The sequence below is a fragment of the Shewanella colwelliana ATCC 39565 genome, from assembly GCF_000518705.1.
GTDB classification, from domain to species: Bacteria; Pseudomonadota; Gammaproteobacteria; order Enterobacterales; family Shewanellaceae; genus Shewanella; species Shewanella colwelliana.
In genome coordinates this window covers 1-26,101 of the sequence record NZ_JAEC01000021.1, presented here as the reverse complement: position 1 = coordinate 26,101, position 26,101 = coordinate 1, and the positions used below count along the sequence as shown (strand labels likewise).

Sequence of the window (26,101 nt, the reverse complement as noted above, 5' to 3'; positions counted from 1 at the left end):
TTGCGTCGCAGTGCACAAGTAGAGATGTAGACAACGTCTGTACAGTTAAAAAAAGCAGCACCCAGAGCGATCCCGGTGCTGCTTTTTTAGGCTTAACTGATGATTAGCCTTGGCGGCGACGCAACCACATTAGCGGTAGCAACAGTGTGATAAAACCACCCAAACTACCGGCGCCATCTGGCTTAGTCCAACCAGGTTCTTCGGTGTTTGTCACCTCAATGCTAACAGACTTAGCGAAGCTTTCTTCGCCAACCGTTGCCATAAGCTCGAACACAAGCACTTGGTCAATATTGACGCTAGGTGCAGTCACATCAAGTGTCAGACCTGCAGCGGTATACACAGCCGTGGTACCAGATACCTGTTTCCAGCTGTAAGTCGTCCCTTCTGGTGCATCAGCAACCGCTGCAGTAATTGAAGCCTTTTCACCTTCAGTTACTTTAGTTGTCCCCGCAAACTCTACGTTCAGCGCCAAAGGCACATTGATCACACTTACGCTAACCGTTTTAGTTGTTTCCAACGTACCGTCGCTGATGGTCAAGGTGAAGTTCAACGTCTCGTCAGCTTTAACCATTGGTGCAGTCAGAGACAAAGTTGCCGTGTCGCCAACAAGCGTTTTCTCTTCACCAACAATCTGCTCCCACTTGTAAGTAAGAGTAACACCTTCACCAGCCGTGATTGCAGAAGCATCGATGGTGTATGCAGTCCCTTCAGTGACACTCTCAGGAGTAACAATATCACCATCAACTACCAGAGCAGGGTTTGGGTCATCTCCACAGACCGCACCATAAACTTCTTTCACTAACTCAGGACGGTCAATGAAAGGGTTATGGTTACCTTGGTATTTGTATACCTGGTTATTACGGTTCTGCTCGTAGGCATCAACAGCATCTAACTGGTTCCATGCATATAGCGTACAAAGCGTACCAATAAGCGGAGCGCTATCCTCGTCAGTCGTCGTTAGACGATCAACGGCAACCAGATCAGGCATATTCGTTGTAGCTGTATCAGTACCCTGATAGCGAGTATCCATGTACATGATCATACGTGCAACGTCGCCTTTCACCTCATCACGAGGCTCCCAGCAGTCCGTAGTTTTATTCAGGTAGTTACCCGTGCCAACACCGTTAAACATTACCTCTTCACCGGTATCTTTACACGCACCAAAGTCATTATTGCTTCGTGCTGTGTTGATACCTGGATCTGAAGGACGTAAGTGATGCGCATCGGTATAGCCCCACTGAGACTCGCTTGGGAAGCCATGGCTCTTGGCCCAAACGTGCTCACGGTTCCACTTACCAACACCGCTACCGCTAGTCTGGTTGTCGTACTTTGAAATAGATTCACCAGTGTAGATCTCAATAACCTTCTTATCGTCACTAGGATCTTGGTCAGCGTATGTCAGAGTACTCCAAACTTGCTTGTAAGTTAGTTGCTTATGATCTTTAGCAATGATAACTGACAGTGCATTTTTAAGCTCTTCAGCATTGGCAAACTCGCCACTCAATACATCTGAGTAATAGATTTCACCATTGAACGTAGCAGGATCGGCAACCGGAGTCAGCGTCTCACAACCCGTACAAGGGCCAGTTTCTGGCTTTGGTGGCTCTGGTGGGGTTACTGAACCATCGCAAGCACTTTCACCTGAACAATTAAGACCATCAGAAGTGTCTTTAGGCAGAACAAGCCATTGGTCTTTAGACGTTCCAGGGTAAGTATCCGAAGTATCAGTATCACCAACTTTGACAGAATCTTTACGACGTAGGGTTGCATCTACCGTGGAAAAGTCACCATCTTTCCAGTTTACCCTTTCTCCAACCTTACCAATGCTGTCAATAACTGCACCATCTTTGGTGAGCACCATAGCATCATCGCCGTTAAACCAAGTGACTTTGGACTCTGTTCCGACTTTAAACTCATCGGCTGCACCTGAATTATGGAAAACTATACTCTTACCTGGTTCTAGTGTTCCAGACAAAATTTCGGCATCACCAGCGTCTACTGCACCGTTAGAATGCTTAGCTAGCTTGTAAACATTAGCACCAAGATCGATGGCACTGCCACCAACATTAGAGATCTCGATAGCTTTATTATTGCTGCTACCTTCAATGTACTCGGTGATAAGCAGTACGCCAGGACTTGCTGCTCCGCAAGCATCTTCACCAGCACAATTAAGGCCGTCAAAGGTGTCCTTAGGCAAAACAATCCACTGGTCCTTAGAAGTTCCAGGGTAAGTATCCGAGACATCAGTATCGCCCACAGTCACAGAGGCTTTACGGCGCAGAGTTGCATCTACCGTGGAAAAGTCACCATCTTTCCAGTTTACCCTTTCTCCAACCTTACCAATGCTATCAATAACTGCACCATCTTTGGTGAGCACCATAGCATCATAGCATCATCGCCATTAAACCAAGTGACTTTAGACTCTGTTCCGACTTTAAAATCATCGGTTGCCCCAGAGTTATGGAAAACAATGCTCTTACCTGGCTCTAGCGTTCCAGATAAAATTTCAGCATCGCCAGCGTCTACAGCACCGTTAGAATGCTTCGCTAACTTGTAAACATTAGCACCTAGATCAATGGCACTATCACCAACATTGGACACTTCAATAGCTTTGTTATTGCTGCTGCCTTCAATGTACTCAGTGATCAGTAAATCAGCGCTCGCCGCAGTAGAAAAAGCGCCCAAAACCATGGCAGTCGCGGTAGCAACTGCACTCATTTTAATTCTCATAATCGTATCTCTTTTGATTCTTTGATGGGAAGCGCGCCGCCCGAAAGCTGCGCGCTTCATTATCGAGATCAGCCTTATTTGCGAAGGCGACGGCGCATAGCTGCCAATCCGAACAGGGATAGCAAGCTGATGAAGCCAGTGCTACCCGCACCACCATCACCGCCAGTGTGATCGATTTCTTCTTCTACAATGTCAGCAATCAAGGTGTCGCGATTAGATACCTTGGCACGGAAAGTTTGCTTAGACCCTTCCACAAGTTTTCCATCACGCATTAGGCTTACGCTAACGTTGTAGATAGCTGATGGCGCACCGAATACCTCGAAATTCACCAAAGCTGTCTCGTCATTAGAAATAACCACATTAGGCAGTACCATTTGGGTCAGATCTAAGCGCAGTTCATCATCCTCTGGGCTCATACTAACAGTCGCAACATCGCCAACTTGAGGTGAAATATCAGCAGGGATCTGGTAAGGAACCTTGATCAGCTTTCTCAGTTTTGGCAGATTTAGAGGCACGTTAGCATCCGCATCACCTGGCTTATAGCTAAGGGTAATCAGTGCTGGATCGTGGTCCGACGCGCGATAGATGTCTGGCTTGTAGAACTTATGTGTGCCAGTACCGTCGATTGACCCTTTAAAGCGGTTTTGGTAGTCATACAGGCCAGTCTCGGCTGCATTAACATGCCAGTCAGTGGCATCAATCACGCGATCTTTTAGAGAAGGTGAGATCAAAATGTGATCGAGTGAACCGATTTCGTCACTGAAAGAGTAACTCCAAGGCGTCTTACCTTTCTCTTTGAACTTTTCACCAACGATGTCGATGTAGCCATAAGTCTTGGTGATGGTGGCTGCAGAGCCATCTTCATTAAACTGAGGCTTAGGTCCAAGGAAAGTGTGGCTAGCGGTAACGATCGTCTTGTTACGTGGGTTCTCAGTAAGAACCAGTACAGGATCTTCTTTACCATAGGCGTTCAAATCACCGAGGATGATCTTATCCCCAGGAATGTCTTCCATCTCTTCGCCTAAGTGCACGGCACCCGCTACGCGGAACTCGGCACAAGAACCTTGGTAGTCTAGATCGGGAGCGGTACGGTTGTTCCAAGTCGTGGTATTACCAAACTCAACACCTTGCCATTCTTCCCAACAAGTAGAGCCTTTTGACTTAAGGTGGTTAACAGATAGCGTCAAACGCTTACCTGTTTGGTTCACGATAAAGGTAACCACCAAGGCATCACGATGGTAGTTCTGACCGTTCTCTAAGATCTCTTGGTTTTGATCTTTGATCACCTCACCTAAGTCGTTGACGATAGTAGGTGCTTTCTGTTGAGGCATTGGGATAACGCGAGTTCGCTCAATGCTCATCTTACTTGGGCGATAGATAATACCAGTAGCAATAGCATCAGAACCAATAGCGTCTAGGTTATCCAGCATTTGGTTGCCGTTGTTGTCGAAACCAACAAACACATAACGGTTTTCTGTAGAGTTAGGGCCATTGTAATCTTGGGCACGCTCATCTACATATTGAATATTGACCTGGTTAACAATCTCAGCAATAGCACTGTCATCACCAAAACCGTTGTTTTCAATCTCCATCAGGGCCATCACATCGGCATCCTGAGCACGAATAATTTCTACCAGCTTAGTTCTCTGGTTGATGTATTCATCGTAAGTATCTGCACCTCGGCTCTGACCATAGTTATTATTGTCGCCACCGAAAGGAGAGTTAAAGAAGTTAAACAAGTTCTGACTGGCAACACGGATGGCAAAATCATCTTCGGCCACAGTGTCCTTCAGATCAGGTTCATCAGTACGCGGTAAGTTGTGAATGAAGTTATCACTCGTCAACTGGTTGGTTATCGTCAGGCTGTAGTCTTGATCAAACTTATCAGTCCCTGGGATCAACTCAGTTTCGTATTGACTGATCACACCTTGCGCATTAACGAGACTATCGTCGATACGGATATAGTTAGTGTGTGGGTCACTGTTAAAGCCAGCGTAGTAAGGTAACTCTGTACCGTTTGATTTAGGCGAGCTTTCAATGACTAAACGATAGTCATTGTTTTGCTCATAAGCTGCTTTAGCTTCTGGGCTTCCTGCAACATGCAAATGGTTAGGCTGTAAGTTAGGACGCTTATAAGCCGCTACCATGTTGTTACGGTTATGGCCTTTGCTACTTAAAAGGTAGTTATAGCTAAAGCTGCGAGTAATACGCATATCTTGGTCGCCATCAGTCTGAGGATCCAGATCGGTAGGCAGATTAACCAACATACCCTCATAACGCTCAAGGGTCTTATCGAACGAGCCGTTATCAGCGCTAATCACTTCAATATCTGTAGGCTGGGTTAGGATATCAGTATCAGTAACGTTCCAGCTAAATGCCGTATCGGCAGACAGTTGAGTCTGACCTTCAAACTCAGCAACTTTACTACCGATACAAACTGTTTGGCCCACTTTTAGATCGCCCGCGGCGCTAGAGCTAACAAAGATACCATCGGAAGTTTCTGGGTTGTTATCAGAAACAAGATTGCGAAGATAGAAGCCTTCGTTAGGGATAGAGACCTTAACAGAGATAACCCCTTCTACGGCCACTTTTTCAGCTGATTCGCTTTCACCAGCGGCAATCAAAGGCGAAGTAAAGCCTGTACCCTGCACTTCGCTAGGAGACAAGATCTCACTCTTATCTGTTGGGCAGGTGAAGATGTCCATGATGTCTTCAGCATCAGCAGCAGGTAGCTCTGATTTACCTAAATCATCAAATCTCATTGGTAAGATGTTCTGCCACTTAGTCGCATCGAACGTACCAGATTGAGCAGGATTGTTGCCATCTGCCGCTTTTTTACGACGTAAAGTGGTATTTGGTGCCCACTTGCTAGTCTCATTCACGGCGCCAACACGATCGATAACAGTATCACCATTTTTCAGGAAGAAACCGTCATCACTGGTCATAAATAGGTTGTTGTATTTATTACTGCTGTCATAGGTAGAGACAACAACTGTGCCACCTTGAGTCACAATAGCGTTACGAAACTCTTCGCTAGATCGACTATTAACAACCACCATCGTTGCACCAGGAGCAAGCGTATGGCCAGTCAATAACGGCTTAGCATCAGCGTTTAGCAACTCATTATCATACTTGCCGCTAGACCGTTGGAAAGCAGTAATTTCATCGGTGAAGGTGAAGGCATCAGAGCCTGTGTTTGTGATCTCAACCGCGCCAACATTGGCATCGGTACTCTGGGTCATTTCGGTGATCAGCAGGTCTTCAACGCCAGCGAAGGCGCCCATGCTGATGGTGCTGGCAATAGCCAGCGATAGGAAACTTTTTTTCATAGTAAACTCTATAAAATTGAATTCAATTCGGACTAGAAGTAGATACGCGCGTATGCATAGCCAGCTTCAGGAGCTTCGCCAACTCGGCCTTCTACAGACAGCACGATGTCGCGAGCAGGACGGTAGTTGAAACCTAAACTGGCCCACTGACGCTCTTTTCCATACTCAGCAGGTAGCTTAGAGTAGTCATAGTTCGGACCGATCAAATCCCAACCTTCGTACTCTTCATGGTTTACAGAGCTGATGATTTCCCAGTGTTCATTTAGGTCGTACTTGGCACTGACTGTTAGCCCTTGGTTACGGAAAGTCTGGTAATCTAGGTGTACATCACCGCTCTTACGTGTAGACAAGTCTTCATCTTCTACAAAGCCATTCACACCGATAGATAATTCAGGCATCAGTTTCAGACGTGCGCCAAAACCTATCTGCTTCTGCTCACCATATTTACTGATGCCGTTAGAGCCGCCACGAGTTTCTAGTCCTACGACTACAGACAGCAGATCAGACATCCACCCCATGTATCCGTTAATGATGTCACCTTGTAGCGCACCACTCTTGTGTTCACCGTCGTATGAGTAAGAAGCACCAAAAATTAGGTTTTCAAACTCAGCTTGGTATTTAACCGTATTCTCTTGGTCACCCGCTTCACCAGTCTCAACAGATTTGTTGAAGGTGAAATCACCGAAGTGGTCGTAATCATCGAATGCAGTGTCAGTCAAGCCGAGCTCAACCCACTGCTGATCAGTTAAGACATAGCCTACGTATAATTTGTCGATGGCCAATTCGAACTCACCATCACCACCCAGCCAGTTACGGCGCTGGTAATCTAATTCAAGACGATAGGTAAACTGTTGACGTTGACCCGTTACGCCCATGGTGGCGAAGCTATCATCGACATAGCCTTTGGTATCATAGAACTCATCGTGGTTGTAATCTGGATGAGTATCAAAATGCCCACCTACGCCCACTTCGCCATATAAGCGAACGTGGTCGCCTTGACTGTCACCATCTAGTATTACAGCGTTCACTGAACCCGCACTAAGCATAGTGACGATAGCGATCGCAATTGTTGATTTGTTTAACATTGCTGTTACTTCCGATTAGTAATTTGTCAGCCTATATTTGAAGGCCAAACTCAAAATTAAAAATGTTTATTCGTAATATCTAAAATTGCTGGCTAGTCAGATTGGCGGTGAGTTCGATGAGGAAATCGCCGATACCTTTATTACATATTTCATATATCAACCCCATTTTTATAATAATGTCGCTAATTTCTATTAACGTGCGCTGCGATTGTTGCAGAGTTTCATAACAAAAAAAAGAAGGGTTAATCACATTTGGAGTGTATAAGCATTTGTTAAACATAGAAAATTAGAGCTAGATTAATCACTCTAGAGAACAGGGTAAAAAGAAGGGGGTTTTAGGGGCCAAAAAATCAGACACTTAAGCAAGAACAAGGTGTGGCATTTTTTGCATACAGTGGTGTGGGAATTTGGAGGTTTTTTTTTATGAAAAACTAAATTTTGATCACTAACCTGCTACGACAAACTAACAGGAGTCAGCAAAACCAATTTTAAAGCTTTACAACTGCTTTTTTAAAGATAATAAACGGCCTAGAATGCCAAAGAGGCGATGCAAGTCTTGATGGTGCCCCTTTCTAAGCGCACCATGCTAAAAACAACAAACTGAGAAGTCATTCTGATAGGATGTGCCCAGCGCTTTTCTCAATCTCCTCGACACGTACCTTGATGATTGAGTCTATCCAACTGGGCTGTATTGTGAGTACCTTTTCAACACTTCATTTCTATGAGCAAAGCTCAAAATGACACGCATTGGCTTGAGACCAGCGTAATAATTCAACACGATTTCGAGATTGAGTCTTTCTAAAAATAGAGGAAATATGCGCTTTAACAGTATGCTCACTAATGCATAGTTTATCGGCAATCTCTTTATTTCTTGCACCGCTGGACACCAGTTGGATGACAGTGCGCTCACGCCCTGTCAGCATCTGTAGCATAGTCACCGTATCTTGAGTCAATTCGACACCACTATCTTGGCGATTAACCAAACGCCTAAATACTTTAGAAATTAGCGGTCTATCAAACCATAGCTCGTCATTGACCATTTTACGCAGACCGGTCAGCAACAGATCCATACGCTGATCGGCAAACAGTAACCCACGAACGCCAAGCAATAGCGCCGACTCAGGATCTAAGCTACCACGCTCTATTTGGTATAACGCGATTGGTACATGTGGCAGTAACCTCGCGACGATGAGGGGGACGCCTTTACTATCGAGCGCCGCACCTTTCTGAGCAATTAAATAGAAGCAATTATGATCCCGTTCAGGCTCCAAATCTGCCACTTGTTTTACTACACGCGTCTTGAGCCCAATTGATTCTGCAAGTACTGCTAGGTGACAAGAGGTACTATCTTGATGTAAAAAAACTAACTCATCGATTCTGCTCATTTACTTCTCTCCCTGAAAAGTATCGAATCTAATAAACAACATAATTGAATATCTATCCCTATCAATTTGAACCTACGCTCCTTTTGACAGTCACTCAGTCAAAAAGACGACAAAACTGGCAAAAAATCCTACCCTATATTAGCGAAGCCACTCCATATCTGTTATCACTAATAGTTATAAGGAGTATAGCGTTTGGAACATAATTCAGCTATGCACAACGCCAATTAGGTTTGTAAATATCATGTCGATTAGCGTTTTAAATTCACCAGTAAACGATTATGCCAGCGACTGAGCAACAATATACTTGCTATTGCGCCAACTAAAGCCATTCCCATATCCGATTGGGTATCCCATACGTAACCTTGTGTCCCTAAAAATGCTTCGGCATCTTCACCTGTCATCAATGCAACCCACCACTCGATCAATTCATAAAATGCGGACAGTGCTAAAGCGAAACAACACACCAAGAAGTGGCACCATGCGCCAGGCTTTACCACTGCTAAGCGTAGAAACACCTCACGAGCTAACAGCGCAGGAATAAACCCTTGTGCAAAATGCCCCACCTTGTCGTAATTATTACGCTCGCTGCCCATCCAGTCAGCAATCCAATCGAACAGCGGCACCTCTGCATACGTATAGTGCCCCCCGACCATTAATATCACGGCATGGATCAAAATAAGCGTGTAAGCCAACGATGTTAACGGAAAGCGCTCTCGCGTAAAAAATAATATCGGCAGCGCAATCAAAGCAGGAACGACTTCAAGAAACCAAGTAAAGGAATCCTTAGGTTCTATGCCTGACCAAATAAGCACGGCAAAAAAAATTGTGAGCCAAATAGTGCTTTTATTCAAAATAGGAACTCCTTAGACGATATTGTTTTAATATCAGAATAATAACTTTAGCCATCTAGCCCTCCACACTGGCTAAAAAAGGTGCTATTTTGTGGAGGCGATGGCAGTCAACAAACAAAATAACAACCACATAATAGCAACAACCGACGAAGAGGGTACCCAAATCATGGCGAAACACTCGCTGGACAAGGATAAGATCAAGATCCTGCTGTTGGAGGGCGTCCACCAATCTGCGGTAGATGTATTCAAACGAGCAGGTTACAGCAATATTGAGTACCACAAAGCGTCCCTAGGCGAAGAGCAATTGATGGCTTCGATTAAAGATGCACATTTCGTGGGCATTCGATCGCGTACGCAACTCACGGAAGCCGTGCTTAATCATGCTGAAAAACTGGTTAGCATAGGTTGCTTCTGTATTGGTACTAATCAGGTCGATCTCAGCGCCGCTGAGAAATTGGGGATTCCCGTCTTTAACGCGCCGTTCTCAAACACTCGCAGTGTAGCAGAACTCGTATTAGGCGAAATAATCATGTTGTTACGTGGTATTCCGCAGCGTAACGCCTTAGCTCACCGTGGTGGTTGGTTAAAAAGCGCCGCTGGTAGCTATGAAGCCCGAGGTAAAACTTTAGGGGTGATCGGTTATGGTCATATCGGTACTCAGCTTGGTATTTTGGCTGAAACCTTAGGAATGCGCGTCATATTTTTTGATATTGAAGATAAGCTACCCTTAGGTAACGCACAGCAGATCCACTCGCTTGAGCAACTACTGTCTCTCGCCGATGTCGTGAGCTTGCATGTACCAGAAACACCGCAAACCAAAGATATGATCGCTGAAGCGGAGCTAGCCAGTATGCGTGAAGGTAGCGTACTGATTAATGCATCCCGTGGCACAGTGGTCGACATTGACGCCTTAGCACAGGCAATTCGTAGTGGCCGCATTGTAGGCGCCGCTATCGATGTTTTCCCTGTTGAACCTAAATCGAATGATGACGAATTTGTCACGCCACTGCGTGGTTTAGACAATGTGATCTTAACGCCTCATGTGGGTGGCAGCACCCAAGAAGCCCAAGAGAACATCGGCATTGAAGTCGCTGGAAAACTAGCTAAGTACTCGGATAATGGCTCAACCATGACTGCGGTTAATTTCCCTGAAGTTTCACTGGCACAACATAAAGATGCGTCACGCTTACTGCATATCCACCACAACCGCCCAGGTATCTTAATTAAGATTAACCAAGCGTTTGCAGAAAAAGGGATCAACATTGCAGCTCAGTATCTGCAAACCACAGCAGAGATTGGTTACGTTGTAATGGAAGTCGATTCAGACAAAGCCGATGAAGCGCTCGAAGAGATGAAAGCCATCGAAGGTACAATTAGAGCGCGTCTGCTGCACTAAACCGCCGCTGACCGCTAACAAAAAACGCATCATTATGATGCGTTTTTTATGTATACCTTATTTTGGCTGCCTCACCATAGTTAACGAGTTTGACCCTAGTTCAACTATGCTCTTCACTCGTTGCAATCAACAAGGATGTTGTGAATGCCCTTGAAGCAGGAGCAATTAAGGGTCTTGCCTCATAAGCGCTAAATTAGCGCTGAGCGATCACATCTTTATACTGATTGGTATTACCGAGCGGGCACACTGTGGACCATTAACTTATAACAAAAAAGCTTACAAGGGTAACTCTTCAACTTTAAAGTGATTGACTGGCTCTGATGACAAAAGTGAAGCACCTAAATAGCGTTCAAAAATCTGCTTATACTGCTCACCTTCCATAAAGCGGGGTAATTCACGATTAAATTGATTCCTCAACTCGACATCATGAAACGCTGCGCTGGCAGGAACCGAATTGATTAACGGATGCTCAGTAAAAAGAGAGACGTCTCTTGTTTTGTCATTCAAACGATAAAAATAATAAAAGATATATTTATCCAGCACGGCATAATCATACCGCCCCTTAACTAACAGCTCTGGTATCGTCGCCATATCGGTAAGCTCCATATAGCGGCTCTCCTTAGAAAGCTTGACAAAATCTGCACCAAAATATCCTGGCGCGCCTTGAAAAGTTACCACGCTATGCCCTTGCATATCCAAAATCGTCTTAGGCATAACATTTGAGCTCTTAAGCGAAAATACCATGGGCTGATATTGAACAATGGGCAGTGAGATGTAACTACCAGGCATATCCGATTTCATAAAAATGGGCGCCATGACATCCACTCGTCCAGTGACGACTTCACGCTCCGCTCTCTTTAACCCCATAAATTGATACTCCACCTCATAACCAAGGCGGTTCAGTACAGCCTCAACAATATCGAGATCAATACCATGATGAATATCGTTAATGGTATGCGGTGGGCCTTCGCTGGAGGCGATAACCAGTGGTGCAGAATGGAGCGATACTGGAATCAACCACAATAGAGGCAATAAAAATTTCAATAGCGGCACTTGCTTCAAGACCATCGCAGGGGAGCCCAAACTTTAATGATTAATAAATAGTATAGGCGCTCAATGTATCTCAACAACCGCTAATGTTCACCATCATAATTTTCACCACATAGCCTTGCCATCGACATCTTTGTCCCCCCCATATTCAGCCCAGCAGTTCAAACTGATCATTATCAAATGACAGGCATACCAATCAGTATCAAAAAATGTTCGATTTAACGTCTCTTTTTGGCAACTCATTTAAGGCGAATGTATTGGGTAACGCTTGTTTTATAGAAGGGGTATTCAGGGCATAAGTAGGCGGCCAACAATACGCCGGCAAAGCAAATTTTAGCACACCTTATCCAGTATTAACGTGCATAACCCTAGAATAACTATGGGGATTGAGGCGCTAGGACGAAGCACGACTAAAGGGATTTAGGAGATAGGGCAACGCATGGAGCAGTTACCGAGTATGCGAGTGCCCAGAGCCTTACTTCAGAAGCGTTAAATACTTACTTAGCACTCACATATTTATACTAATTGGTATGCGCCCCCTTTAATTTCAGCATATCGCCCATATATTTATGCGTAATAAGGTAATAGCGTTACAATTGCCTCAATCGATTAGCCAATGCCTAGGAACAAGATATGACACTTACCGTTTCTCAACCTCAGTGGAGTGTTACTGAGGAGATGCCCGCACTCGTTTTCAGCCATCTATCCCACTTAGGCCTGCTAAGTGTCACCGGCGAACAGGGGCGTAGCTTTATCCACGGCCAAGTGACCACAGATATCACTTCACTTAGCGCTGAGCAATGGATGTGGGGCGCTCACTGCGATCCTAAAGGGAAAATGCTGGCCAGTTTTAAAGCCTTTAGCATGGGCGATGCCTTAATGCTGATGCAACCTAAAGATACCTTGGCCGTCGATCTGCCACAGTTAGCCAAATATGCCGTATTTAGCAAAGCAGATCTAACTGATGCGAGCGATGAGTGGACCATGCTAGGCGTAGCCGGAGCAGAAGCAAAAACTTGGGTTGAAACCCAGTTTGGCGAGATCTCAGCTCAATTGACCGAGATCCCTAATGGTGTCGTACTTAAAGATGGTGAACGCTACATTATCATCGTGGCTACACAAGCCAGTGAAACCTTGCTGAGCGAGATAACCCAACCTATCTACAGCCACACTTTATGGCAGAGTCTAGAGATTAAAGCTGGCTATCCAAATATCGCCGCGAGTCATCAAGGTCAATTTGTACCGCAAATGTGTAACCTGCAAGCCGTGAATGGTATTAGTTTTAACAAGGGTTGTTACATGGGCCAGGAAACGGTCGCCAGAATGAAGTATCGCGGCGGCAACAAACGCGCGCTATATATCTTAACAGGCACCGCGAGTGACCCTATCACCCTTGAGACTAAGTTAGAACTCGCCCTTGAAGATGGCTACAAGAAAACTGGTACCATTATCGAAGTAGCTCAGACTGGTGAGCATGTGGTGCTAACCGCAGTACTGCCTAATGATACCCAAAATGATGCAGCGCTGCGCGTTGAAGGCGACGAGGCATCGAGCTTAACCATTCGGCCGCTGCCCTATTCATTAGATGAAGTGGAATAACACGACACAACAATATCTTAAAGGCGCTTCTAGCGCCTTTTTTATTGCGCCATTTTAAAGAGATACTACACTCAGTCTGGATAAAAAATCTGATCGTTTTATCCTCAAAATACGTATCACGTTACCCCGCTTATGGGTTAAGGTATAAGCTATAACGCATGGAAACGGTATGGCATTCATTCAGATACAATGCCGATGGAGTCACGATGACCAAGCTGATTGTTGAGCTCAATAGCATCAATAAAACGTTTATCGATGGTGAACAACACCATTGTGTTCTTAACGATGTCGCACTTAGCCTGCATCAAGGTGAATCCGTCGCCCTCACCGGTGCCAGCGGCAGTGGTAAAAGTACCCTACTCAACATTATCGCGGGTTTTGAACTGCCCACTTCAGGCACACTTTCATTGCTCGGCGAACCCACCTCCCATTGGGACGACAAACGCTGGAGTCAATTTCGCCACCAGCAATTGGGCGTGGTGTTTCAGCAATTCAACTTACTCACCCCCCTTAGCGTTGAAGACAATATCGCTTTCCCGCTGCACCTAAATGGCAAACGCTGGAATAGCTGGTGCGATCATCTCGTTGAGACCTTAGGCCTGCTTTCTCTGCGTAAGCGGCACGTAGAAACCCTGTCAGGGGGTCAACAACAACGGGTCGCTATTGCCAGAGCCTTGGCCCATCAACCATCACTATTATTAGCCGATGAACCGACAGGAAATTTAGATCAATCGGCCACCTTAGAAGTGATGGCCTTATTGTGTCAGCTCGCCGCAGAGCATCAAACCAGCATACTCATGGTGACCCACAGTTTGGAGTGCGCCGACTTTATGCAGCGCCGATGGCATTTAGACTTAGGCACTGTACATGAGTAATCCACTCTTTAGAGGAAGCAACATCTGCCTGCAGGTGTTTTTGGCCCATTATCGCCAATCGCCGCTGCAAGCTGGCGCCATCATTGTCGGCATCATTTTAGCCGTTACGCTGCTCACAGGTGTGCGAGCCACCAATGAAAATGCCATCAATAGTTACAGCAGTGCCACCGAACTCCTCAGTCAGCAAGCCAAGTGGTTAATCACGCCAGCGGCGCAGCAAAAGAGTCTCGATGAGCAGCGCTATATTGAGTTAAGAGGGCTGGGGATTAATCAGAGCCTTGCAGTCGTGCAAGGCTGGGTAACCGATGACAACCAACAACGCTGGCAATTGCAAGGTAGCGATATCATCGCTGCCATTAGCGCACTGCGCACCGCAGACGATGCCGCCTCCCAAGGCTCCCCTTTTGCAGCATTTTCACTCCCCCTGGCGCGTATCATAGCGGGCGAGCCATTGGTATTAATGAGCCAAAGCGCCGCGCAAAGCCTAGCGAAAAAACACTTAGTATTGAGCGGCTCAACACTTGAGGTTGTGCCCGTTGACGATAGTTTTAATCTTGGGAACCGGCTATTGGTCGATATCTCACTGGCGCAGCAGTTACTAGATAAGCCTGGCCAGTTGAGCTACATCGCCATCTTCAGCGATATTAGCCACCAACAATCAGCTATAGAGCAATGGTTAACCACCGAGGGAAACCTCAGTGAAAGCGATAATGGGGACAGCATGAAAGCCCTGACCAACAGCTTTCATCTCAACCTCACCGCCATGAGCTTATTGGCATTTATTGTCGGTCTTTTTATTGCTTACAACGGTGTGCGTTATAGCCTGCTCAAACGTAAACGCCTCATTATTCAATTGCAGCAGCAAGGCATTATGAAGCTGGCGATTATGACGGCCTTGGGCAGTGAGCTATTGTTGCTCGTGCTTGTGGGCTCACTGGTGGGATTTATTTTAGGCTTACAACTCAGCTACTGGTTGCAGCCTATGGTTTCAGTCACCTTAGAGCAGCTGTATGGCGCCAACATTTTACCCGGGATCTGGCGCTGGCAATGGCTAGCTCAAGCAACACTATTGACCTTAGCCGCCGCATTATTGGCGTGCAGTTCATTATTTGTAGAGTTATTACGCCAACCTTTAGCCCAGAGTTCGGGGCAATTTAGTCAACAGAAAAATGCCCATCGCGCGCAAAAATGGCAAATGATATCGGCACTGACATTAGCCCTGATAGCATTAATTTTTATGCCAATTAGCCAAGACTACCGCATTACCATGGGACTGCTCGGCTTGGTGGTGTTAGCCATTCCACTGTCGCTACCTTGGCTGCTGGTACGGCTGATCAATGCCATCGCCGCCATCAGCCCCAAAGGGCTGATGGGTTACCAAATTGCCGAAACCAAAGAGCTTATACCACCGCTCTCATTGGCCATGATGGCGATGCTGCTGGCGCTAACGGCCAATATCTCCATGAATAGCCTAGTCGGCAGCTTCGAAGTCACCTTAAAGCAGTGGCTTAATGCACGCCTACATGCGGATCTTTACCTTCGGCCACCCAAAAATCAGATGGCAGAACTTCAGCACCTATTAAGCCAAGACAAGCAGGTCACCGGCATCTACAAACAATGGCTGACCAAAACAACCTCCCAGCACTCGCCGATATTTTTACTGACTCGCGACCGCTACTCTATTGAAAACACCACAGTGATAAAAGCTGCGAATGGAGCATCTAACGACCAGCTATGGCAACGCTATTTTGATGCGGCAAACACCTCAACCCCACAAGTGATAGTGAGTGAGCCCTTCGCCATAAAACAAAAGCTCAACGTAGGAGATAGCATTACGGTCGACGCATTAGGCAATATCCAGCTCATCATTGCGGCCATCTATTATGATTATGGTAACCCTTATGGTGAGGTGATCATTCCACCCGCCTTATGGCACCAGGCCAAACTCAATACAGAGCCCTTAAGTATCGCTATTACTTATAGTGGCGATTTCGATGCCTATGGCTTGGTTCTGCAACAAAAGTTCGCCCTGCCTGAATCGCTCATCTATAGTCAGGCGCGGATAAAAGCCCAAGCGATAGAGATGTTTAAGCGTACCTTTTCGATTACGCAGGTACTTAACACCTTAACCCTCTTGGTCGCCGCTATCGGCTTATTCAGTGCTTGCTATATGCTGACCCAAGCACGTATGGCTCCCATTGCGCGTTTATACACTTTAGGCGTTAATCGGCAGCAGTTAACAGTCATGGTAACGACGCAAATGCTACTCATGGTTTTACTCACCTGCCTAGTTGCCCTGCCAACGGGGGCAATTTTGGGTTATTTACTGATCCATAAAGTAACCTTACAAGCCTTTGGGTGGAGTATCGCCATGGTCTGGGATTGGCAAGCCTATTTTGATGTTGTGGTATTGGCACTTGTCGCCAGCGCATTGGCCGTAGCACTGCCTTTGTACCGACAAACCCGTCGTCCACTAATAAGTAGTCTCCAGAGTGATGTGTTATGAACAGATTAAGACGATGGACAATCAAGCACTGCGCCATGGCAAGGACACTGGCGTGCTCAGTATTAACCGCGACGAGTCTCACCGGCCTCACCTCAGTCTTACTTCTGGGCTGCAGCGAACCACAACACAGTACATCGAGTGGTATGGGTGGCTTAATGGGAGAAACTCAAACGGGCTTTACCGAGGTGGTACCTAAGCGCGTATTTCGCTTTCCAAACGATCATTTAGCCCACAATGATTATCGTCAAGAGTGGTGGTACTTAACGGCAAACCTCACCACTGAAACCGGTATAGAGGTTGGACTGCAATGGACCCAGTTTAGAGTGGCATTATCTGCACAACCCCCAAGCTCAACGTCAAACTGGGCGAGTAACCAGCTCTATATGGCTCATAGCGCCATCACAACCCAAACGCAGCATTTCGCCGAAGAACGCTGGTCTCGTGGCCATACACAACTTGCAGCCGTCACCCCCAGCCCATTGAAAATTCAGCTAGACAATTGGCAATGGCTGAGCCAAGGCGAAGATCTGTTTCCCGCCTCCTTGAATATAGCTAGCGACAAGGTTAATTACAGACTGCAGCTGTCAACACAAGCGCCTTATCAGTTGCAAGGCGATGGCGGCTACAGTGTGAAAAGTGCCAATGCAGAGGTTGCTTCGTACTACTACAGCCAACCCTTTATCGATGTCACAGGCCAAGTGATGCTGGACGGCGAGTTGGTTAATGTCGCAGGTCAGGCTTGGCTCGACAGAGAGTGGAGTTCACAGTTTCTGACTAAGCAACAACAGGGTTGGGACTGGTTTGCCCTGCGCCTCGATGACGGCTCAACCTTAATGCTGTTTCAGCTCAGGGGGGATGATAAAGAGGCATCCAGTAACCACTTCTACAGCGGCAGGCGCATGTATGCCGACGGCAGCGGTGAGACCATTACCTCCGATGAAATACAGATGTCGCCAACCACTTGGCACGATATAGATGGTAAGCCACACCCGGTTGAGTGGCAGGTTCGTATCGACAATCAGGCCATCGACTTGCATATTTCACCACTCAACCCCAATGCTAAAATGCCGCTTTCTATCACTTATTGGGAGGGTCCTATTTCGATAACGGGCAGCCACACTGGCGCTGGTTATATGGAGCTCACCGGATATTAACCACCAAAATGGTAATAGTTCTTATTTTCATAACAGGTGTTGCTATTCAAATACTTAGCAAACACCCCGCCTTGTTAATTGCATACTAATTAAGCAACATATTGTTAAAAACTGTTTAACAACAAAGTGTGAACAGTATCACGCCAAAAAGTTTGATCTGGATCGACAAACGCTTCAGTTACCTCTCAAGAGGTATACCCCTATTAATCGCAAGGTTTAGACTGAATTTTATCCTATAGCGAAATAGCACCACTAATCATCGCCATATTTTTAGCCGCTACTTTGCAGTAAAAAGGTAAACCCCAATGAGTCAGGAATATCACGTCACAAGTTTAGTCGTGCACGCCGCGCCTACCGCTGTGACACAAGTACAAAAAGATATCGAGGCCCTCGCCGGCACCGATATTCATGCTGTCACCGACGAAGGTAAATTTGTGGTCACCCTAGAAGGTGAAACTCAAGCATCTATACTCAATAACGTCGAAGCCATCAACGCCCTTAACGGGGTGTTATCAAGCAGTCTTGTCTATCACCAAGTTGAACCAATAGAAGAAAAGAGTGAGGAAACACCATGAGCATAAGCCGCCGCGAGTTTCTAAAAGCCAACGCCGCAGTTGCCGCTGCGACCGCTGTTGGAGTCACTCTGCCAGTGAAGATCGTTGAAGCCGCTGAGCAGAAAGACAACATCAAGTGGGACAAAGCCCCCTGCCGTTTTTGTGGCGTGGGCTGTAGCGTCTTAGTAGGCACAGATAAGGGTAAAGTCGTTGCTACTAAGGGCGATCCAGAAAGCCCAGTGAACAAAGGCCTTAACTGTATTAAGGGCTATTTCTTATCAAAAATCATGTACGGTAAAGACAGGCTAACCACGCCGCTGCTGCGCATGAAAGATGGCCAATATGATAAAGAGGGTGAATTTACCCCAGTAAGCTGGGATGTCGCCCTCGACACCATGGCTGACAAATGGAAAAACACCCTCAAGACCAAAGGACCGACTGCCGTCGGGATGTTTGGGTCTGGTCAATGGACCGTATGGGAAGGCTATGCCGCCTCAAAACTGCATAAAGCGGGTTTCCTCACCAATAACATAGATCCTAATGCCCGTCACTGTATGGCCTCTGCCGTCGGTGGCTTTATGCGTACCTTTGGTATTGATGAGCCAATGGGTTGTTATGATGACTTAGAAGCCGCCGATCACTTTGTGCTTTGGGGCGCAAACATGGCCGAAATGCACCCCATTCTATGGGCGCGCTTATCGGACCGTCGCCTAAGTAGCCCTGATAGTCGCGTGCACGTATTATCGACCTTTGAGAACCGCAGCTTCGACTTAGCGGATAACCCTATGGTGTTCCGTCCGCAATCAGACTTGGTGATCCTGAACTATATCGCCAATTACATCATCCAAAACGATGCGGTAAACAAAGACTTTGTCACTAAGCATACTAAGTTTGTGCTCGGGACAACTGACATTGGTTACGGACTGCGCCCCGATCACCCGCTAGAGCAAAAAGCTAAGAACCCAGGTAACGGTAAATCGACGCCAATCAGCTTCGATGAATACGCCAAGTTTGTCAGCACCTATACCTTAGAATACGCCGCTAAGATGAGTGGTGTAGAGCCAGAAAAGCTCGAAATTATGGCCAAAGCTTATGCCGACCCCAAAGTGAAGGTAATGAGCCTATGGACTATGGGGATCAACCAGCACGTCCGGGGTGTATGGGCCAATAACATGCTCTACAACATCCACTTACTTACAGGTAAAATTGCCACACCGGGCAACAGTCCGTTCTCGCTAACGGGTCAACCATCAGCCTGTGGTACCGCTCGCGAAGTGGGAACCTTTGCTCACCGTCTACCTGCCGACATGGTGGTGAAAAATCCTAAGCATCGCGCCGCCACAGAAAAACTATGGCAACTGCCTGAAGGCACTATCCCGCCAAAACCGGGTTACCATGCCGTATTGCAAAGCCGTATGCTCAAAGATGGCAAGCTCAACTGTTACTGGACCATGTGTACCAACAACATGCAGGCAGGCCCCAATATTAACGATGAAATTTACCCAGGTTTCCGTAACCCAGAAAACTTCATCGTGGTGTCTGACCCTTACCCAACCGTCACAGCCATGGCAGCAGATTTGATTCTGCCAACCGCTATGTGGGTTGAGAAAGAGGGCGCCTATGGTAACGCTGAGCGCCGCACCCATATGTGGCATCAACAGGTTAAGCCGCCAGAAGGGGCAAAATCTGACTTGTGGCAATTAGTTGAGTTCTCTAAACGTTTCAAAGTTGCTGAAGTTTGGCCAGCCGAGCTAGTCGCGAAAAAACCTGAGTACGCCGATAAGACACTTTACGACGTGTTGTTTGCTAACGGTGTGGTGAACAAGTTCCCAACATCAGATTGCAAAGCCGACCTAAACGATGAGTCAGAGGCCTTTGGTTACTACCTGCAAAAAGGCTTATTCGAAGAGTATGCCCAGTTTGGTCGCGGTCATGCCCATGACTTAGCCGACTTTGACACTTACCACGAGACTCGTGGTCTACGTTGGCCTGTAATTGAAGGTAAAGAGACATTGCGCCGCTTTGTAGAGGGCAGCGATCCTTATGTGAAGGCGGGTGAAGGCTTTAATTTCTATGGCAAGCCAGATGGTAAAGCGGTGATTTTCGCCCTACCTTATGAGCCCGCCGCTGAAGAACCTGATGCCGAATACGATCTGTGGATGTCAACGGGCCGCGTGCTTGAGCATTGGCACACAGGTTCTATGACAGCCCGCGTTCCTGAGCTTTATCGCGCCTATCCCGATGCACAGATCTTTATGCACCCAGAAGACGCCAAAGCCCGTGGACTGCAGCGTGGCGACGAAGTGGTTGTGGCCTCACCCCGTGGTGAAGTTAAAACCCGTGTCGAAACTAAAGGCCGGAACAAACCGCCTAGAGGCGTGGTATTTATGCCATTCTTCGATGCGCGCCAACTGGTCAACAAGTTGTTACTCGATGCGACCGATCCACTCTCTAAAGAGACGGATTTTAAAAAGTGTCCAGTAAAAGTGATGAAAGCCTAAGGCGATTCATTCAACCCAAACAACTTTAAACGCTTGAACTAAAACAGAGAGTTAACGAGCACAATATGAACCAGGTCAATCGCAACACCAAAGCCAAAGGCGTCAATCGCCGCCAGTTCTTAGCCGCATCGGCTAAGGCGGGTTGTGCGATGGGGTTATTGGGATTGGGTGTGACGGGGGTTGCTAAACAATCATCTCACCTTGACCCATTGGCGATTAGACCACCCGGTGCATTAACGGAAGATGACTTCTTATCTGCATGTGTTCGCTGCGGCTTGTGTGTCGAGGCTTGCCCCTACGATACGCTAAAACTGGCACGCTGGTTTGAGGGAGCCCCAACGGGAACGCCCTACTTTACCGCGCGCACAGTACCGTGCGAAATGTGTGACGACATTCCCTGTGTTAAAGCCTGCCCATCGGGCTCGCTGGACCACAGTTTGACCGAGATAGATGAGTCAAAGATGGGAATTGCCGTATTAATTGATGAGAAGAATTGCCTCAATTTTAAAGGGCTACGCTGTGATGTCTGTTACCGCGTCTGCCCGTTAATTGATGAGGCCATCACCTTAGAGCGGCAGCACAATCAACGCAGCGACCACCATGCTATGTTCCTCCCCACCGTTAACAGCGACAGCTGTACCGGATGCGGAAAGTGCGAACATGTTTGCGTGTTGGAAGAGTCAGCGATCCGCGTGCTGCCTGCACACATTGCATTGGGTAAAACAGCTTCACACGATACTTACATCAACACTGAAGAGACCACACTTGAGATGTTAAACAAGGGGCTCACATTATGAACAGCAACATGAGTAATACGACCACACCTCGTTTCGCTCAGGCTGCGATAGATGAACTAGGCTGGTGGCGCGCCCACAAGTTTCTGTTTTTACGTCGCATTTGCCAGCTGTGTGTGCTACTTGCCTTCGCTATTGGCCCGTGGTTTGGCTTGTGGCTACTTAAAGGCAACCTCTCAAGTAGTGAGTTACTGGCGACCATACCACTGTCTGATCCACTGGCGACCTTGCAAGTGTTGATGACAGGGCATTGGCCAGAACTCAGCCTGCTGCTCGGCGCCGCCATCATCGCCCTATTTTACCTAGTGGCTGGTGGACGGGTGTTTTGCAGCTGGGTCTGCCCAGTTAACTTAGTGACTGATGCCGCAAGCTGGCTTAGACGTAAGTTTCATTTGCCTCGCACCAGCGAGATGCCAAAGAACTTACGCTACTACCTACTGGCAGTGGTGCTGCTTATACCACTGTTTTCTGGTATCGCCGCCTGGGAGTGGGTGAACCCTGTCCCTGTCGTCTACCGCGCCATATTGTTTGGTGCAGGCAGCGGTTTGTGGATCTTAGCGGCGATCTTCCTGCTCGACCTGTTTATCAGCGAGCGAGCATGGTGTGGCCACCTTTGCCCAACCGGTGCGATGTTTGCGCTACTCGGTAAAGCTAGCCCAGTAAAAGTATCGGCTGTGAATGCCAAAGATTGCGATAACTGTATGGATTGTTTTGAGGTATGCCCCGAAAGGCAGGTGTTAAAGCCCGCCCTTAAAGGCACAAGCCCCATGATAACTGACAGTGATTGCACCCAATGTGGTCGTTGTATCGATGTCTGTGCTCAACGCGTTTTCCAGTATCAAAATCGAATTGCCCTAAAGGCGGAGAACAACCAATGAAAAAAGTACTCACTTTAGTCGCGCTCATGGCGCTAGGTGCCTGCTCTGGTCAGCAAGCCAACAACACAGCAGAGCCTGTGAATGTCAGCTCACTCGGGAAATCTGAGATCACCGACGTCCGTGCGGCCGACGCGATGCCCACTTATCCAAAGCGAGGCGCGTCTATCGAGCGTGGCTTTGTCCACCAGCCACCACTGATCCCGCATAAAGCCGACTACAGCATCACCATTAAGAAAAACGGCTGCATGACGTGTCACAGCCCAGCAAAAGCCAAGCGTATGAAGGCAACGATGATCCACTCATCGCACATTCTTGCCGACAACAAGCTTAACAACGAATACTTCAACTGTACTCAGTGTCACGTACCACAAGCTGAGAACAAGCAGAAGTTAGTCGAGAATAACTTTTCGAACCAATAAGATTCGAGATTCGAGATTCGAGCTTCGAGCTTCGAGCTTCGAGATTCGAGATTCGAGATTCGAGATTCGAGATTCGAGATTCGAGATTCGAGATTCGAGATTCGAGATTCGAGATTCGAGATTCGAGCAGGCTTGAAAACTAGCCTATTGTTACATGCAAAGACCACCTATCAATAGGTGGTCTTTTTATTACGTTTGCAATAATGGCAAAGTGTTTGACGATTTCACCTTTATGGTGAGATATCACCTCCAGTGAGGGGGTATCTAACGTTAACTCTCGACGTAACCAATAGCCTGCGGCACGCTGATGTGCAGATACTTCTGCTCCACGGAGAGCTTGGCAACAGCCATATGCTTGCGAACAAGAGACAGGGATTGTCGAACTGGCTTTTAGATAGGGATATCGTTGTGAGCCATCTGACCTACATGGAAGTAGGGAATGCCGAAAAATGTCGGGAACATTTTTTGGCTTAGTAGCGTTTGGCTGTATTTTCATTTACTGAGAATGTTTGAAGGTCGAACCTTCACTGTTATTAATCGCCTGTCCGGCGAGGAATGTGCAAGCACTCTTTTGGCTCGCTGTGAATATATCCCTATACGCTCCGCGGTGGCATCCCTGCCACCAAGGGCCAAAACCGCGCTTACACTAGGTGATTTTATCTCTTCGATTTGACCGTGTTTGGTGTGACTTGAGAATTAAAAGCTAAGAAGGTTTTGCCCCAAAATGAGTTAACACGTTGTCGGTGGATCAGTACCTAACGGACATTCTGGCTTGGCAATTTTCATCGCGACACCAGCGAGATGTAATTCACTACTCCCCAACCAAAAACGGAAATATATAGACAGCCATAGTTAATGGCATCACTCGCGACCTCCAACTATGCTTTGAAAGAGCATTTAACAAGGAGGTTGTATGCCGAGACCAAGACGAACCCTAATCAGTATTGAAGACACGCCTTATTATCACTGTTGTAGCAGAGTGGTTCGGCGCGCCTTTTTGTGTGGTGATGATAAGTACACAGGTAAAAACTATGACCATCGCCGTGGTTGGGTTGAGAAGCAAATACTCAAGTTAACAGAGGTGTTTGCTATCGATGTTGCAGCATACGCGGTGATGAGTAACCATTTGCATGTCGTGCTTTATATTGACTTAGAAACGGTTAATCACTGGTCGGATAGAGAAGTGGTTGAGCAGTGGCATAAGTTATTTAACGGTACGGCGCTGACGCAAAAGTTTACCAAAGGTGAAGTCATTGAAGAGTGCATGGTTGCACAACTTAAACACCTGATTGCTATCTACCGTTCTCGCCTTAGCGACATCAGCTGGTTTATGAGATGCTTGAACGAACCTATCGCGAGACAAGCCAATCTTGAAGACAACTGTACTGGGCATTTCTGGGAAGGGCGTTTCAAGTCTCAGGCACTGCTGGATGAAGCCGCTGTAATTGCTTGTATGACTTATGTCGAGCTCAACCCAATTCGAGCCAAGATGGTTACCACACCTGAGCAGTCAGACTTTACGAGCATTAAGCTAAGAGTCAAGGCTGCGCTAAAAGGGGAGCAACCCAAGTCGCTCTTGCCCTTTATTGGTAACGAGCGTGCACACCAACCTAAAGGCATTGCCTTCTCGCTAAAAGATTATCTGCAATTGGTTGATGAGACGGGTAGAGTTATCCGAGATGATAAACGTGGGGCGATTTCTTCGAACGCAGAACAAGTTCTGAGTCGACTAAATATTTCGGCAGCAAATTGGATAAAAATCGTCACGGAATTTGGCCAACTATTTCATGGCCCAGTTGGTACGCTACAAGAGCTAACCGACTACTGCGAAAACTTAAGTAAGCGACGACGGCATTTTTCCAATAGCTGCCAGTTCATGGAAGTTAACTAATACTCAAATAGTCATGTCACCACCATTTCAACTCTGTTAGCCAATTGAGTTAGCACTCTACGTCTTAAAATTCACTACTTCGATTAAAATCAATCACTTTCCTTATTCATACATAGCAATAGCCGTTGAAAGTGCCTTTGCTGCTGTAGTGCAAGACAATGTGTATTGATATTGGCGAGGAACCTAGTTATGTTATTGATTAATAATGGCTGGCTTTGATTTTGAGGTCAAATCGAAGAGATGGATAACTCAGTGTAGGTACGGCTGTGACCTTCCGTGACATGGCCGCTCTCTGACATCCATGTCATCGCGGCATTAGTGAATCCATTCACGTCAGATGTCACGGCAGAGCCTACAGGGAAGTGCTCGAACAACCTCCATGTCTAAAAGCCAGTTCGGCGTCCATGCCTCTCGTTCGTAAGCACGAAGCTATGCTTCATACCAATCAGTATAAGAAAGTGATCTACTCAGCGTGTTTTTTGACAACTAATTCAAGGCGAATGGATGATGGAATGGTCGTTCCCTTGTGAGGCCATTCAACGTAGAAGTAGGAAGCCAAAAACACGCCTAACAGGCGAGTTTTAGCGCTTTTGATGCTGTGTTAACGAGTTTGAGCGTAGAACAACTATGCTCTTCACTCGTTGCCTTGCCTCATCAGCGCTAAATTCTCGCTGAGCGATCACATCTTTATACTAATTGGTATCACTCACCGTGTCACAGCAGTACCTGCACGAATAGGTCGCTCTTTCACATCCTGTGATCACGACATTTGCGCATCCATGCGCTTCACCTGCGGCAAGCAATTCAAAACAATGAAAGTCAACGCTACCGTCAGCGAAATAAAAACCAATACAGCCAAATGTTATAAGCCAAAAATGCCAACACCTTCATTCCAAGGCCAACACTTTTGTCCAAAAGCTTCTCACAATGTCAAATCGAAGAGGTAGAAAACTAGGTGTAGATGCGGCTGCGGACGTTGATGGCAGGGATGCCATCGTCGAGCCTCCACGGATGGATTCACAACGATATCCCTATCTAAAAGCCAGTTCGACAATCCCTGTCTCTCGTTCGCAAGCATATGGCTGTTGCCAAGCTCTCCGTGTA

At 46.9% G+C, this 26,101-nt stretch carries 18 protein-coding genes; 11 read left to right on the top strand and 7 right to left on the bottom strand.

Translation table 11 applies throughout. The annotated features are described in order from the left end of the window. Positions 1–103: 103 nt before the first annotated feature. The 6 genes from L876_RS22310 to L876_RS0110175 form a co-directional block, all read right to left on the bottom strand. The gene (locus L876_RS22310; protein WP_162148997.1) at positions 104–2,377 is read right to left on the bottom strand and encodes an endonuclease; all 2,274 of its coding nucleotides are present in this window, start codon (positions 2,375–2,377) and stop codon (positions 104–106) included. After that, the gene (locus L876_RS0110195) at positions 2,320–2,730 is read right to left on the bottom strand and encodes a lamin tail domain-containing protein (protein WP_028763719.1); all 411 of its coding nucleotides are present in this window, start codon (positions 2,728–2,730) and stop codon (positions 2,320–2,322) included. The genes L876_RS22310 and L876_RS0110195 overlap by 58 nt, the downstream gene beginning before the upstream one ends. A gap of 74 nt (positions 2,731–2,804) precedes the next feature. Beyond that, entirely contained in the window at positions 2,805–6,059 is a 3,255-nt protein-coding gene (locus L876_RS0110190) for an ExeM/NucH family extracellular endonuclease (protein WP_037428399.1), read from the bottom strand. A gap of 32 nt (positions 6,060–6,091) precedes the next feature. Next, positions 6,092–7,144 (bottom strand): hypothetical protein, encoded by a 1,053-nt coding sequence (locus tag L876_RS0110185; protein ID WP_028763717.1) that lies wholly within the window; start codon positions 7,142–7,144, stop codon positions 6,092–6,094. A 719-nt stretch (positions 7,145–7,863) separates the two neighbouring features. Beyond that, positions 7,864–8,529: a response regulator transcription factor gene (locus L876_RS0110180; RefSeq protein WP_028763716.1), complete on the bottom strand. Its 666-nt coding sequence runs from the start codon at positions 8,527–8,529 to the stop codon at positions 7,864–7,866. Positions 8,530–8,777: 248 nt separating this feature from the next. Beyond that, positions 8,778–9,380, bottom strand: a complete 603-nt coding sequence (locus L876_RS0110175; protein WP_028763715.1) for a DUF2238 domain-containing protein — start codon at positions 9,378–9,380, stop codon at positions 8,778–8,780. Positions 9,381–9,546: 166 nt separating this feature from the next. Between L876_RS0110175 and serA the strand changes: the two genes are divergently transcribed. Continuing rightward, a complete protein-coding gene (serA, locus tag L876_RS0110170; RefSeq protein ID WP_028763714.1) occupies positions 9,547–10,776 on the top strand; it encodes a phosphoglycerate dehydrogenase in 1,230 nt (409 codons plus the stop codon). A gap of 276 nt (positions 10,777–11,052) precedes the next feature. Here the strand turns inward: serA and L876_RS21520 are convergent, their stop codons facing one another. After that, complete coding sequence (locus tag L876_RS21520) at positions 11,053–11,844, bottom strand: substrate-binding periplasmic protein (RefSeq protein ID WP_051413070.1); 792 nt, start codon at positions 11,842–11,844, stop codon at positions 11,053–11,055. A gap of 615 nt (positions 11,845–12,459) precedes the next feature. On the opposite strand from L876_RS21520, the gene ygfZ reads away from it, so the two are divergent. From ygfZ to L876_RS0110115, 10 genes are all read left to right on the top strand, one after another. Further along, positions 12,460–13,425 carry a tRNA-modifying protein YgfZ gene (ygfZ, locus tag L876_RS0110160; RefSeq protein ID WP_028763713.1) on the top strand — a complete coding sequence of 322 codons (966 nt, stop codon included), beginning with the start codon at positions 12,460–12,462 and terminating at the stop codon, positions 13,423–13,425. A 206-nt stretch (positions 13,426–13,631) separates the two neighbouring features. Further along, on the top strand, positions 13,632–14,300 hold the full coding sequence (locus L876_RS0110155) for an ABC transporter ATP-binding protein (protein ID WP_028763712.1): 669 nt from the start codon (positions 13,632–13,634) through the stop codon (positions 14,298–14,300). Then, positions 14,293–16,806 (top strand): ABC transporter permease, encoded by a 2,514-nt coding sequence (locus L876_RS0110150; protein WP_028763711.1) that lies wholly within the window; start codon positions 14,293–14,295, stop codon positions 16,804–16,806. The genes L876_RS0110155 and L876_RS0110150 overlap by 8 nt, the downstream gene beginning before the upstream one ends. 35 nt (positions 16,807–16,841) lie before the next feature. Then, entirely contained in the window at positions 16,842–17,960 is a 1,119-nt protein-coding gene (locus L876_RS0110145; RefSeq protein WP_028763710.1) for a lipocalin-like domain-containing protein, read from the top strand. A 305-nt stretch (positions 17,961–18,265) separates the two neighbouring features. Then, positions 18,266–18,535 carry a chaperone NapD gene (locus L876_RS0110140; RefSeq protein ID WP_028763709.1) on the top strand — a complete coding sequence of 90 codons (270 nt, stop codon included), beginning with the start codon at positions 18,266–18,268 and terminating at the stop codon, positions 18,533–18,535. Then, a complete protein-coding gene (gene napA / locus L876_RS0110135) occupies positions 18,532–21,015 on the top strand; it encodes a nitrate reductase catalytic subunit NapA (RefSeq protein WP_028763708.1) in 2,484 nt (827 codons plus the stop codon). The genes L876_RS0110140 and napA overlap by 4 nt, the downstream gene beginning before the upstream one ends. 65 nt (positions 21,016–21,080) lie before the next feature. Beyond that, a complete protein-coding gene (napG, locus tag L876_RS0110130) occupies positions 21,081–21,812 on the top strand; it encodes a ferredoxin-type protein NapG (protein ID WP_028763707.1) in 732 nt (243 codons plus the stop codon). Then, positions 21,809–22,687: a quinol dehydrogenase ferredoxin subunit NapH gene (gene napH / locus L876_RS0110125; RefSeq protein ID WP_156029406.1), complete on the top strand. Its 879-nt coding sequence runs from the start codon at positions 21,809–21,811 to the stop codon at positions 22,685–22,687. Before napG ends, napH begins: the two co-directional genes overlap by 4 nt. Then, positions 22,684–23,106 (top strand): nitrate reductase cytochrome c-type subunit, encoded by a 423-nt coding sequence (locus L876_RS0110120; protein ID WP_028763705.1) that lies wholly within the window; start codon positions 22,684–22,686, stop codon positions 23,104–23,106. Before napH ends, L876_RS0110120 begins: the two co-directional genes overlap by 4 nt. Positions 23,107–24,019: 913 nt before the next feature. After that, positions 24,020–24,997, top strand: coding sequence for a transposase (locus L876_RS0110115; RefSeq protein ID WP_028763704.1), 978 nt, complete (start codon positions 24,020–24,022; stop codon positions 24,995–24,997). Positions 24,998–26,101 lie beyond the last annotated feature (1,104 nt).

Bases quoted from the DNA above. Each gene is read 5' to 3' on its own strand.
- L876_RS0110195 (WP_028763719.1), bottom strand. From the start codon at position 2,730: ATGAGAATTAAAATGAGTGCAGTTGCTACCGCGACTGCCATGGTTTTG.
- L876_RS0110190 (WP_037428399.1), bottom strand. From the start codon at position 6,059: ATGAAAAAAAGTTTCCTATCGCTGGCTATTGCCAGCACCATCAGCATG.
- L876_RS0110185 (WP_028763717.1), bottom strand. From the start codon at position 7,144: ATGTTAAACAAATCAACAATTGCGATCGCTATCGTCACTATGCTTAGT.
- L876_RS0110180 (WP_028763716.1), bottom strand. From the start codon at position 8,529: ATGAGCAGAATCGATGAGTTAGTTTTTTTACATCAAGATAGTACCTCT.
- serA (WP_028763714.1), top strand. From the start codon at position 9,547: ATGGCGAAACACTCGCTGGACAAGGATAAGATCAAGATCCTGCTGTTG.
- L876_RS21520 (WP_051413070.1), bottom strand. From the start codon at position 11,844: ATGGTCTTGAAGCAAGTGCCGCTATTGAAATTTTTATTGCCTCTATTG.
- ygfZ (WP_028763713.1), top strand. From the start codon at position 12,460: ATGACACTTACCGTTTCTCAACCTCAGTGGAGTGTTACTGAGGAGATG.
- L876_RS0110155 (WP_028763712.1), top strand. From the start codon at position 13,632: ATGACCAAGCTGATTGTTGAGCTCAATAGCATCAATAAAACGTTTATC.
- L876_RS0110150 (WP_028763711.1), top strand. From the start codon at position 14,293: ATGAGTAATCCACTCTTTAGAGGAAGCAACATCTGCCTGCAGGTGTTT.
- L876_RS0110145 (WP_028763710.1), top strand. From the start codon at position 16,842: ATGGCAAGGACACTGGCGTGCTCAGTATTAACCGCGACGAGTCTCACC.
- L876_RS0110140 (WP_028763709.1), top strand. From the start codon at position 18,266: ATGAGTCAGGAATATCACGTCACAAGTTTAGTCGTGCACGCCGCGCCT.
- napA (WP_028763708.1), top strand. From the start codon at position 18,532: ATGAGCATAAGCCGCCGCGAGTTTCTAAAAGCCAACGCCGCAGTTGCC.
- napG (WP_028763707.1), top strand. From the start codon at position 21,081: ATGAACCAGGTCAATCGCAACACCAAAGCCAAAGGCGTCAATCGCCGC.
- napH (WP_156029406.1), top strand. From the start codon at position 21,809: ATGAACAGCAACATGAGTAATACGACCACACCTCGTTTCGCTCAGGCT.
- L876_RS0110120 (WP_028763705.1), top strand. From the start codon at position 22,684: ATGAAAAAAGTACTCACTTTAGTCGCGCTCATGGCGCTAGGTGCCTGC.
- L876_RS0110115 (WP_028763704.1), top strand. From the start codon at position 24,020: ATGCCGAGACCAAGACGAACCCTAATCAGTATTGAAGACACGCCTTAT.